The organism is Pseudomonas sp. P4_D7 (assembly GCF_056401755.1).
This window is the reverse complement of record NZ_JBFUIR010000059.1, coordinates 1-12,505: the sequence shown is the minus strand read 5'-3', so window position 1 is coordinate 12,505 and position 12,505 is coordinate 1. Positions and strand designations below refer to the sequence as shown.

General features: G+C 61.1%; 7 protein-coding genes. 3 read left to right on the top strand and 4 right to left on the bottom strand.

From position 1 onward, the window contains the following. Window positions 1-27: 27 nt before the first annotated feature. The 3 genes from AC1DVF_RS25570 to recQ form a co-directional block, all read right to left on the bottom strand. Window positions 28-1,797 carry a motility hub landmark protein FimV gene (locus tag AC1DVF_RS25570; RefSeq protein ID WP_477783357.1) on the bottom strand — a complete coding sequence of 590 codons (1,770 nt, stop codon included), beginning with the start codon at window positions 1,795-1,797 and terminating at the stop codon, window positions 28-30. A 127-nt stretch (window positions 1,798-1,924) separates the two neighbouring features. After that, window positions 1,925-2,359, bottom strand: a complete 435-nt coding sequence (locus AC1DVF_RS25565; RefSeq protein WP_016984207.1) for a MarR family transcriptional regulator — start codon at window positions 2,357-2,359, stop codon at window positions 1,925-1,927. A gap of 301 nt (window positions 2,360-2,660) precedes the next feature. After that, window positions 2,661-4,790: a DNA helicase RecQ gene (gene recQ / locus AC1DVF_RS25560; protein ID WP_186624436.1), complete on the bottom strand. Its 2,130-nt coding sequence runs from the start codon at window positions 4,788-4,790 to the stop codon at window positions 2,661-2,663. A gap of 297 nt (window positions 4,791-5,087) precedes the next feature. Between recQ and AC1DVF_RS25555 the strand changes: the two genes are divergently transcribed. The 3 genes from AC1DVF_RS25555 (at window position 5,088) to AC1DVF_RS25545 (ending at window position 6,877) form a co-directional block, all read left to right on the top strand. Continuing rightward, the gene (locus AC1DVF_RS25555) at window positions 5,088-5,675 is read left to right on the top strand and encodes a UPF0149 family protein (RefSeq protein ID WP_099758311.1); all 588 of its coding nucleotides are present in this window, start codon (window positions 5,088-5,090) and stop codon (window positions 5,673-5,675) included. A gap of 10 nt (window positions 5,676-5,685) precedes the next feature. Next, window positions 5,686-6,081 (top strand): YbaN family protein, encoded by a 396-nt coding sequence (locus AC1DVF_RS25550; protein ID WP_460090156.1) that lies wholly within the window; start codon window positions 5,686-5,688, stop codon window positions 6,079-6,081. Between the two features lie 436 nt (window positions 6,082-6,517). Then, complete coding sequence (locus AC1DVF_RS25545) at window positions 6,518-6,877, top strand: DUF6124 family protein (RefSeq protein ID WP_008083868.1); 360 nt, start codon at window positions 6,518-6,520, stop codon at window positions 6,875-6,877. A gap of 191 nt (window positions 6,878-7,068) precedes the next feature. Here AC1DVF_RS25545 and AC1DVF_RS25540 read toward each other — a convergent pair. Continuing rightward, window positions 7,069-12,505 (bottom strand): Ig-like domain-containing protein (locus AC1DVF_RS25540; protein ID WP_477783356.1); only part of this gene is annotated, 5,437 nt, incomplete at its 5' end.

Genomic DNA, 12,505 nt, shown 5'->3' with positions numbered 1-12,505 from the left:
TCAGCGCCACCGCAAATCAATCGGGTATTAGCGAATCCCCGCCAACAACGTTCGCGCCGTTTGCTTCAACGGCTCATCACCTTCCTTGAGTAACTCGTTAAGCAGCGCAATCGCACTGTCGATGTCACCGTCATCAATGCAGGTCTGCGCTTGTTCGAGTTTTCCAGAGTTTTCATCGTCTAGCGGCTCAGCTGCGTGCAAGTCCAACGGTTGCAACACCAGAGACGGCTCGGCATCGGCAAACTCATTGAGAAAATCTTCATCCAGCGGCTCGGCGTGCGGCTCAGGGATCCACTCAAGTTCGGCGTCCTCGCCGGCCGCTTCCGGCAGTTCAAAATCCTGCGGCAGTATTTTCAGGCTGGAGCCCAGCGCCGAGGTGTCTGCCGCTGGCTCAGTAGTGGCCGTGCGGCTGTCTTCCAGATCCCAACTGGAATCCATCGACAGCTCGCCCAGATTCAACTCGAAATCATCTTCAGGCGCCGGTTGGGCCGTGACAGCAGGCGCCAGCGCAATGACGGGCACCGCCGCGGCCAACGGTGCGGCACCCGCCAGTTTCGGATGTCGAACACGAACGTCCTGTAACGTCTGGGCATCCACGCCTTGTTCACACAACTGACTTTCCTGCTGTTCATACGCGGCGCTGTCACCCTGGCGTCCCAGGACTTCGAGCAACTGCAAACCGATATCGGTGCGCTCCGGCTCCTTGTGCAAAGCGTCGCGCAATAACCCAGCAGCTTCGCCCAAGCGGCCGTAGGCCAGATAGATTCCTACTGCCTCCAGCACATCGCCCGCTGCCGGTTCTTCACGGTGTTGGGTTGAGGTGTGAGCCCTGACAGACTCTGCGCTTTCGACTTCAGCAACGTCAGGTTCATCGCCCTGCGGCAACTGTGGCAGCGGTCGATCAGCCTGTTGCGACTGTTGCCGTCGACGGTGCACAAACAGACCGGCCAAGGCCCCCAGCAACAGCAACAGGCCCCCGAACAATGGCCAGTTCAAACCGTCATCTGTGGACTCGACAGGTACCACAACCGGGGCAGGTGCCGGAGCGACTTCGGTCGGTGGCGGGGCTTTCCTGAGTTCGGTCAATTGCGTTTGCAGCTCAGTAATCTGCTTCTTGCCAGCGGCAATCTGCACATCCTGCGTCTGCAGTTTGGCGTTCAGCTCATCGACGCTCTTTTGCAATTGCTGATTGAGTAAGACACTGGCAGCCAGTTGCTCGGCGAGTGCATCGTTGGCCGGCGGATTTGCAGGCGTTGGCGCGGGCACGGCATCGCGTTTGGCCTGAGGTGCCTGCGGCGCTGCGACAACAGGCTCGACGCTGGGAAACGCGGAAGATTGTGCACGCGGATCCGGTTCATCAGTGGCCGGCACGATACCCGGCGAACCCGGAGGGTCGATCAACACCGTGTACTCACGCAGCAAACGGCCATTGGGCTGATTGAGCTGCACAAGGAAATTCAGAAAAGGTTCGTTGACTGGTTTGCTTGACGTGACCCGGATCATCTGGCGATTGCCATGCAGGATCGGGATGAACTTGAGGTCGTTGAGGAAGAACACCCGCTCGACCCTGGCCTCGGCGAATTCATCCGCCGTAGCCAGGCGCACCGTCAGATCGTTTGGCGTCAGCCCGCCAACATCGACCAACGCGATATCGGCCTTGAGCGGCTGATTGAGGCCTGAATGAACGGTAATATCACCCAGCCCCACAGCCATCGACCAGGCCGAATAGCTGAATACGCCAGCGGCCAGCAGCCATTTGGCGCCACCGCGCAGTACCACGTGCCGACTTGCGAGCATGAGCATCCCTTAAATAAGCAAAACCGACTTCTATGCGTTCGCACATCCGGTACGAACACGATATTGCCCAGTAGTTCTTATAGTCGGCTCAGCGCGATCTCTCAAAGATACGGCACGTGGATGTGCCTCAAGATTTTTCCAGGTTGCCCAGAATGTGCCCGTGAACCCGCATGCACACCTTCAAATCCGCCTCGTCGACGCCTTCGAACAATTCGTGACGCAGTTGTGTGGCAATGGTTTCGATCTGTTCGATCAGTGGCAGGGCCGGTGCACAGAGGACGATTTTTTTCGCCCGGCGGTCTTCCATCACGGACTGGCGTTGCACCAGGCCCTGGCTTTCCAGACTGTCGAGCAAGCGAGCGAGGGTCGGACCTTCGACACCAACGCTCTGCGCCAGCTCACGTTGAGTCGGCGCCTCTTCAAAACGCGCCAGGTGCAGCAGCACCAGCCAGCGCGCCTGGGACAGTCCCAGTCCGGCCAGTCGGCGGTCCAGTTCGGCACGCCAGCCACGGGACATCTGGGCCAGTTGCATGCCAAAGCGGTGTTGATCGGTTAACGGCATAAAACACTCACGGGTAGACTGAAAATAAAGAAAATCTAATTATTAGCCAGCTAAGCATGAGCTGCAGTTATAGGCAAGTGGCGGTCTGTACTGAATCGTTACATCTTGAGAGCCCCTCACCCTAGCCCTCTCCCAGAGGGAGAGGGGACTGATCGGGGGATATTTGGGAATTACGCCGACCTGACAGCTCAACGCTGAATCCATAATCGACCCGGTCATTCAGGTCGATGTATGGCGCAAGACACCTCAGTCGGCCCCCTCTCCCTCCGGGAGAGGGCTGGGGTGAGGGGCGACGGCCAAATTACATCTCGAATTCAGACTGCAATGCAGCCCGCACGCAATACAGCACGCCCTCCGGCACACGCCCGGCAAACAGCTCCGCCACTTCGGCGACCGACGGCAACTCACCCTCGCCATCGAGGAACGCGTCCTGCACCTCACCCATCAACTCCTCAGGCAAATCCAGCGCCTGTTCCAGCGACAACTGCTGTTTGCCGATCGCCTCGGCGAGCATGGTGTAGACGTTCTTTTCCGAGCACTGCAACTGCCCGGCGATCTGCAGCGGCGTCATGCCGGCGCGGGCCAGGGTGATCAGTTCGTGGCGCACGTCGGCCACCGCTTTCGGCGCCTCGGCCTCGCCACCGAGCACTTCGAGGAAGGCATCGCCGTAGCGCTCCAGCTTGCGTGCGCCGACACCGCTGACCCGGGCCATTTCCGCCAGCGAGGTCGGCTGGCTGCGGAGCATTTCCAACAACGTGGAATCGGGGAAGATGACGTACGGCGGCACGCCATGCTCTTCGGCCAACTTGCGCCGCAGGGCGCGCAAGGCTTCCCACTGTTCGCGCTCTTCGCCGCGCACCAGTTGGCTGGCTGGGCTCTTGCTGGCGGTTTTGGCCGTAACCTGCGGTTTGAGATCGCGGCGCAGCTCCAGCGTGACCTCGCCCTTGAGCAATGGCCGGCAACTGTCATTCAGACGCAGACCGCCATAGCCTTCGTGGTCGACATCCGCCAGACCGCGCGCGACCAATTGCCGGAACAGCGAGCGCCACTCGCTCTCGCTCAACGCCTTGCCGACGCCGTACACCGACAGATGCTGATGGCCGAAACTGCGGACTTTTTCGTTGTCCTTGCCCAGCAGCACGTCGACCAGATGGCCGACGCCATAACGCTGACCGGTACGGAAAATCGCCGACAATGCCTGACGTGCAGGTTCGGTAGCGTCCCAGGTCTGCACCCCGTCGACACAGTTGTCGCAGTGACCGCATGGCTCAGGCATGTCTTCATCGAAGTACGCCAGCAGGGTCTGACGACGGCAACGGGTTTCTTCACACAGCGACAGCATGGCATCAAGCTTGTGCTGTTCCAGACGCTTGTGCCGCTCGTCGCCTTCGGAGTTCTGCAGCATCTGCTTGAGCATCACCACATCTTGCAGACCGTAGGCCATCCACGCATCCGCCGGCAGACCGTCACGGCCGCCGCGCCCGGTTTCCTGGTAATACGCCTCAAGGGATTTCGGCAGATCGAGATGGGCGACGAAACGCACGTTGGGCTTGTCGATGCCCATGCCGAACGCCACGGTGGCGACCATGATCAAGCCTTCCTCGTTGAGGAAGCGCTTCTGATTGAAGGCGCGCAGATCATTGGGCAGACCAGCGTGATACGGCAACGCCGGGAAGCCCTGCTCGCTGAGGAATGCCGCGACTTCCTCGACTTTCTTGCGCGACAGGCAATAGACGATGCCGGCGTCACTGCGCCGCTCGGCGAGGAACGCCAGCAACTGCTTGCGCGGCTGCTCCTTGGGCACGATGCGGTAAAAGATGTTCGGGCGGTCGAAGCTCGACAGGAAGCGCTCGGCATTCTGCAGATGCAGGCGGGTGACGATTTCTTCGCGGGTGCGCTTGTCGGCGGTGGCGGTCAGGGCGATACGCGGTACATCGGGGAACATCTCGGCCAACTGGCCCAGTTGCAGGTATTCCGGACGGAAATCGTGGCCCCACTGCGACACGCAATGCGCTTCGTCAATGGCGAACAACGCAATGTTCAAGCCTTGCAGGAACGACAGCATGCGCGGCTGTACCAGACGCTCGGGCGCCAGATACAACATCTTCACTTCGCCGCGCTTGATCCGCGCTGCGAGGTCACGCTGCTGTTCAGCGCTCAGGGTGGAGTTCAGCGCGGCGGCGGCCACACCGAGCTCTTCGAGGGTGGCGACCTGATCGTCCATCAGCGCAATCAGCGGCGACACTACCACCGCCAGGCCATCGCGCAACAACGCCGGCACCTGAAAGCACAGGGACTTGCCGCCACCGGTAGGCATCAGCACCAGCGCATCACCGCCACTGGCCACGCGCTCAATGATTGCACCCTGACGGCCACGGAAACTGTCGTAGCCGAAGATGTCCTTGAGGACGCGTTGAGCCTGTTCGAGCATAAAAACTCCAAAAATCTACCGATACATCCCTGCGCAGGCTGGTTCAGAACAGCCGGAGCTGCTTAAACAAAACGTAAGAGCGCATTGCACGACAACCGCAATGCGGGCAGGGATCGCAAAACGCGGCAGTATACCCGAGCCCTCCCCTGCACAGGGTGCCGCTGATAAGACACTGATAAACCTGCCACAGGTTTGGCATGTGGCCCGGCAATTGCGGCAAATCTGCCATGCGGCTGGCTTGAGCGCGCAAGAAGGCCTAGAATTCCCGCATTGTTTATTCCCCAAGGTAGCCCCGTAATGTCCTTCGCTGAGCAACTGACCCGCCTGCAAGTTTTCCTCGACGCCGACGAGCTGCATGACGAGGCGCTGGATTACGTGGCCGCTCACGGCTACCTGACCGCGCTGTCGATCTGCGCTGAAGACGTACCGGAGCGTGAGTGGATCGACGCCTTGTTCGCCGAAGAGCCGCATTACAGCAGCGACGCCCAGCGCGAAGAGATCGAAGCCACCCTGATCGGCCTCAAGGCCCACATCGCCCGTCAACTGGCCTCGGATGAAGAGTTCGAGCTGCCATGCGATCTGGATCTGGGCGACGAGCCGGACGATTCCGAACTGCGCGGCTGGTGCATCGGTTTCATGGAAGGCGTGTTCCTGCGTGAAGCCGCCTGGTTCGAAACCGCCGAAGAAGAAGTCAGCGAAATGCTCCTGCCGATCATGGTCGGTTCGGGCCTGTTCGACGAACAGCCGGAATTCGAAGACATCGCCAAGGACGCCAACCTGATGGACGACATGATCGTGCAGATCCCGGAAGCCCTGACCGCGCTGTACCTGCTGTGCCAGGCGCCCGACGAAAAACCGGCGATCCTCAAGCCACGTCACCACTAAGATCCAGCCTATGGACAACCCCATAGGCAACCGCCCCCTGATGTTGCGCTATTTCCTGCTGGCCATCGGCTGGCTCAGCGTAGCATTGGGGGTGATCGGGATTTTCCTGCCCGTCCTGCCCACTACCCCTTTCCTTCTGCTCGCCGCGGCCTGCTTCGCGCGTAGCTCTCCGCGTTTCTATCAATGGCTGATCGAGCATCCCCGGCTGGGGCCATGGATCCGCGATTACCTCGATGGCAACGGCATACCACTCAAGGGCAAGGTCTACGCGATCGGGCTGATGTGGGCGAGCATTCTGTTTTCCTGCTACCTGGTGCCGTTGCCGTGGGCGCGGGGGTTCATGTTGACGAGCGCGGTGTTGGTGACGGTTTATATTTTGCGGCAGAAGACCCTGCGCAAATCCTGAAACGCTAAAAGATCGCAGCCTGCGGCAGCTCCTACATGAAGATCTTCTGTAGAAGCTGCCGCAGGCTGCGATCTTTTGGCTTTAAACACCCACGTTTAAACCAGACCTGCAAACACTCTCCGAAGCTACACGGCCTTGCGTAATTACCTACAGCTACGCCAGAATCCGCCGGCTTGTGCGCCTTGGGGGCGGGTTCTATTGTGGTGCGGTCGCTGAAGAGTCAGCGATCGGGTTTAGCGACCCAAATCTGTAATAGGTGCATCAGCGCTCCATGCTTTGTGGCAGATTCAATATCTGCAACTACGCTATGGTGGCTGTATGCGGGAGACCCTCGGGTCTGCCGGGTGCCTATAACCGGTTCGCTAACCTGCGTACAGCCGCCACCTTCCTGTTTAGCGACAGTTCTGGGCGGCTCCACTCTTATAGGAGCTTCACCATGATCAAACCAACACCCAATCCGCCCGAAACCGATCTCGCCTCCCCCTACGAATCCCTCGATTCAAAAAAGCTCAACGACGCCGCCGAGCGCGCCCTCGACCACTATCTCTGCCCACCCGGCTCCACCCCGCCGCCCCGTAAAACCCGCCGGATGTACGCCGTCACCGCCGACTTCAAAAACGAGGAACTGCTGGCCGATGCCAGCGAAACACTCGCCTCAGCCAGAACCATCGCCCATGACTTCGCCCACCTCATACCCGCGTCGCAACGCAGGACGCTGCTGGGTATCGCGCAATTGATCATGCTCGGGGAGCTGGCGGTGAATCGGGTGATGGATAATCTGGAGTTGCCGCAGTAGGTCAGACAACCGATCGTTCCCACGCTCTGCGTGGGAATGCCTCTTCGGACGCTCTGCGTTCGGCTCTGGAGGGGACGCGGAGCGTCCCGGGCTGCATTCCCACGCAGAGCGTGGGAACGATCACGTGAGGCAGAAAAAACCCGCCGTCCCGGTTGAACGGGGCGGCGGGTTTTGTCGTTTCAGCCCTCAGTTCAAACCGTATCCACCTTCAACGAATGATCATTCAGCATCCCGCTGATGATCGTCGCCGTGTCATGCCCGCCGGCAACCACGCCGCCCGCCCCTGGCGTCACACCGTAATGGCTGGCGAGGTTGACGCCGGCCAGATCAATCGTCTGGTTCGGCGTGGCGCCGGCCATGGCGCTGACGTCGATGCTGGTGAGCAGCGAGGCGCCACTGCCGGTGACGGTGAAGTGCAGGTAGTCATCCAGTGAGGCGGTGGTGCCGTTCTCGCCTTGCAGCAGTTGCGACAGGTCAAGCTTGTCGGTGCCGGGGGTGAAGTCGGTGATCAGATCATGGCCGCTGTTGCCCTTGAGCCACTGGAAGGTGTCGGCCCCTGCGCCACCGGTCATGGTGTTATTGCCCATGCCGCCGATCAGCAGGTCATCACCGCCACCACCGTTGAGGATGTCGTTACCCAGGCCACCGTTGATCACGTTGTTATTGTTGTCGCCGGTCAGGGTGTCATTGAAGTTCGAGCCGACGAGGTTTTCGATGCCGGTCAGGGTGTCCGTCCCCGCGCCGACGGTGTTTTGCGCACCGAGCAGACCGAGGTTGACCGTCACCCCGGCGGTGGCGTGGGCGTAGCTGGCGGTGTCGATGCCGGTACCGCCGTCGAGCAGATCATTGCCCGGGCCGCTGTAGAGCAAGTCGTTGCCGGCGCCGCCGTGCAGTTCGTTGTTGCCGGAACCGGCGGTGAGCACATCGTTGCCGTCGCCCGCGTTGAGGATGTTGTCGCCGGTGCCGGCTACCAGCACGTCATCCCCCGAGGTGCCGGTGAGGGTGTGGCCGTCCTGATAGCTGATGGTCACGTTGGCCGTGTCGCTGCCGCCGTGGTTGTCGTTGGCGGTGTAGCTGCCGTGGAAGTCCGGGGTGACATCGTGGGCCCCGGCGTAATTGACTGTCATGGTCAGTTGGTAGTTTTCCGCCGCATTCGGGTTACCGCCACTGGTATTGCTGATGTTGGTGACGTGGATCTGGTAAGTGCCATCGGCGCTGGCGGTGATGGTGCCGCCATCGGCAATCGCGACAAACGCGCCACCGTTGAGCGAATACTCCAGAGTGACGTGCCCGGCCGCCAGGTTGTGATCCAGGTTCAGCGTTTCGCCCTGTTTCAGTTTGACCGTGATCAGGTCTTCATCGTTGGCATTGGCGTTGGTCACCGCGCCGAGGTAGCCGCTGATCACCAGCACCGCGGTCATCGCTGCGGTGTTGGCGGCGAAGGCATTGCGCACATCGGCCAGGGTCTGGTTGGCAGCAGTGTTGCTGTTGCCGTTGAACGTGATCGCACCGGTGCCGGTGAAGTCCGCGCCCTTCGCTATCCAACCAGTATTGAAGGTGGTCGGTGTGGCGTTGAGCGTATCGCCATTCGGATCGGTGTCGTTGGCCAGCAGCAACTCGCCCGGCACCACGATGTTGCTCGACAACACGTTGGTGATGACGTGATCGTCCACCGCCACGGGTGGCGCGTTGGGGATCACTTTCACGGTCAGCGTCGAGCTGGCGAGGTCGCCGTCGTTGTCGCTGAGGGTGAAGCCGATGTTCTCGGTAATCACCACCGCCGTGGTTTTCTGCGATGTGTAGCTGTAGTCGCCGGTGTCGAGGTTGATCACCAGGGTGCCGCTGTTGTTGGTGGCGATGCTCAACGTGTTGTTTACGGTGTTAAAGGTGCCATGGTTGACGCCACCGGTGGCGGTCAACGAGCCTTGGCCACTGAGGGCTTTCGGATCGTAGGTGTAAGTGGTGCCGTCAACGACGATGGATTTGATGAAGCCGCCATCGGCGCCGAAGGTACCGCCCTCGCCCAGCAACGAACCGGTGACCGGCGCGCCTTCTACGGTGCCGGACAGCACCGAGTTGAGCTGATTGAGATCGGTAACCACCACCGCGTTGGTGTTGGTGTGGGTGATGCCGTCGTACGCCAGCGGATCAAGGTTGGCGTTACTCACGCCGCTGCCCAGGCCAATCGCGTAGTTCTTGATGTTGTTGGCATCGAGGAAGTTTTTCAGCGCGGCTTCATCAGCGGCGTTGATGTCGCCCTCGTTGGGTTTGCCGTCCGAGAAGAAGTAACCGACGTTCTGTGCCCCGGTGAGTTTGCCCGAGGTGTTGAACGCGGTTTGCATGACCGCCACCGCGGCGTCGTAGTTGGTGCCGCCACCCGCCGACAGACCGGCGAGAATCGTCTTCGCGGTCGCCACATCGACCCATACCGACGTTCTGTCAGTGGCGTTGCTGCTGAAGGTGACGAGCTGGACTTTGACATCGCCGAGGTCATCGTACTTGTCGAGCAAGGCACTGATCGCCTGCTTGGCCAGGTCCAGCCGCGACAGGCCCGGCACACCGGAGGCGTCAGCCATACTGCCGGAGATATCGAGCACGATGAGCAGGTTGGAATCGATCTCCACCGCCGCTACCGAACGATCCGAGGCCACCGCTTTTGGTACGTCATCGACGATGTTCACCACAAGGGTGCTGGTGGTGCTGTTGCCCAGTGCATCGGTGGCTTTGTAGGTGAAACTTTCGCTCAGGGTGTTCGCCCCGTCGTTGGCGCTCGGCGAGGTTTTCGGCGCCGAGGTCAGCGTGTAGGTGTAGGTGCCGTCGGCGTTGAGCTGGATCTGCCCGTAGCTGCCGGTGGCGCTGCCGACCAAGGTGTAGGTAATCGCGCCCGTACCGCCGGTAACTGCGCCGACCAGCGTGCCGGTCGCGGTTTCACCGGTGTTGGTCGGATCGCTGCCGGTGACCGTACCGGCGGCCAGATCCTGGCCGTCCTTGGTCAGGTCGAGGGCTTTTTCATAGACCGTTACATCCTGATCGACCGAGGCCACCAGCTTGCTGTCGGCAACGTTGACGGTGATGGTTGTGGTGCTTTCATCGCCGTCGCTGTCGCGAATGGTGTAGGTGAAAGTGTCGGTGGCGCCCGGTGGGCTCACCGAATTCGGGTTGCTGTGATAGACGGCGTTGCCCGCCGCATCGAGGGTCAGGTAACCGAAGTTGCCGTTGATGTTGCTGTTGAGGCCGCCGATGGCCGAAGTGCCGGTGTTGCTGCCGGCGCGCACGCCGACCACAGTGGCGGCGCCATCGGCACCGCTGATGTCATTGCCCAACACGCTGATGTTGACCGTACCACCCTCCGCCACCGAGCCGGTGTCGGGTTTGGCGGTCGGCAGGTCATCGATGATGTTGACGTTAATCTGGCCGCTGGCGGTGCTGCCATCGGTGTCGGTGGCCACCACGTTGAAGTTTTCGGTGAGACTGTTGGCACCGTTGCCGGTCGGATGGGCTTCGTTGTCGACCAGGGTGTAGCTGTAACTGACCACGCCAGTGGCTGGGTTGTAACCGGTGACGGTGAAGGTGCTGCCCAGCGGCGAGACGACGGATTGCGGGAAGCCTGCGGCGACACCGTTGGTGACCACGGCAATGCCGCCGACGGTGAGGGTTTGCAGACCATCAAGCGCCGTGACGGTGAAGGTGCCGCTCTGGGTCAGTGCCGGAGTGTCGGGGCTGGTGCCGTCGCTGAGGTTTTTCTCGTAAACGGTGAGTTCGCCGCCATTGACGTCGAGGCCGTTGAGCACCACCGGATCGTCGTTGTTGTGGATGTTCAGCACCAGGTTGGCGGTGCTGGTGTCGCCGTCGGCATCGGTCAGGGTGTAGGTGAAGGTTTCGGTACCGTTGCCGCCGCCGTGCAGTTTTTTGAAGTCGGCATCGTTGGGGTTCAGCGTGTAGGTGTACGTGCCGTTGGCGTTGAGCACCAGCGTGCCGTAAGTGCCGGTGAACGTGCCGGCGGTGATCGGCCCGGCATTCGGTCCGGTCGCGACCACATCGGCGCCTTGCACATCGTTGGTCAGCACATTGCCGGTCAGGGTCAGTTGCGTTTCCGAGGCGCTGTTGGCGTTGCTATCGTTCATCGCCTTGGGCACGTCATCGACGATGCTGACAACGATGGTGCTGGTGACAACGTTGCCCAGCGAATCGGTGGCCTGATAGGTAAAGGTTTCGCTCAGGGTGTTGGCGCCGTCGTCGGCATGCGGCGTGGTGCTCGCCGGTGAGGTCAGGGTGTAGGTGTAAGTCCCGTTGGGGTTGAGGACGATCTGCCCGTAGTTGCCGGTGGCGCTACCAACCAGCGCGTAACTGATCGCGCCGACCGCGCCGGTGACCGCGCCGACCAGGGTGCCGGACGCAGTTTCGCCGGTGCTGGTCGGATCGCTGCCGGTGACTGTACCGGGCGCCAGATCTGCGCCGTCCTTGGTCAGGTCCAGCGCTTTCTCGTAAACGGTGACGTCGGTGTCGCTGGTCGCGTACAGCTTGCTGTTGGCGACATCGATGGTGATGGTGGTGGTGCTTTCATCACCGTCGGAATCGCGTACGGTATAGGTGAACACATCCACCGCGCCCGGGCCGTTCACCGCGTTGGGGTTGCTGTGATAGACCGCGTTGCCATTGGCATCCAGGGTCAGGTAGCCGTAGGTGCCGTTGATGTTGCTGTTGAGGCCGCCGATGGCCGAAGTCGAGGTGTCGGCGCCTGCGCGCACGCCGACCACTGCACCGGTCACCGCCGGGCCGTCGGCGCCGCCAATGTCATTGTCCAACACATTACCGCTGACCGTGCCGCCCTCCGCCACCGAAGCAGAATCAGGATGAGCGCTGGGCAGATCATCGACGATGTTTACGTTGATCTGGCCGCTGGCCGTGCTGCCATCGGTGTCCGTCGCCACCACGTTGAAGTTCTCGGTGATGCTGTTGGCGCCGTTGGCGTTCGGATGGGTTTCGTTGTCGACCAGGGTGTAGCTGTAACTCACCACACCGGTCGTCGGGTTGTAACCGGTGATGGTCAACGTGCTTCCGAGCGGCGTGACGATCGATTGCGGGAAGCCTGCGGCCACGCCGCCGGTGACCACGTTGATGCCGCCCACGGTCAGGGTTTGCAGACCGTCGAGGGCGGTGACGGTGAAGGTGCCGCTCTGGGTCAACGCGGGAGTGTCGGGGCTGGTGCCGTCACTGAGGTTTTTCTCGTAGACGGTAAGTTCGCCGCCGTTGACGTCGAGGCCGTTGAGGTAGACCTGATCGTCGTTGTTGTGGATGTTCAGCACCAGATTGGCAGTGCTGGTATCACCGTCCGAATCAGTGATGGTGTAGGCGAACGTCTCGGTGCCATTGCCGCCGCCGTGCAGGTTTTTGAAATCGGCATCGTTGGTGTTCAGCGTGTAGGTGTACGTGCCGTTGGCGTTGAGCACCAAGGTGCCGTAGGTCCCGGTGAAAGTGCCCGGGGTTACCGGCCCGGTCGGTACACGATCGGCGCCTTGCACATCGTTGGTCAGGACGTTGCCGGTCAGAGTCAGCAAGGTTTCCGACGCGGTGCCGGCGTTGCTGTCATCCACCGCTTTTGGCAGGTCATCGACGATGTTCACATCG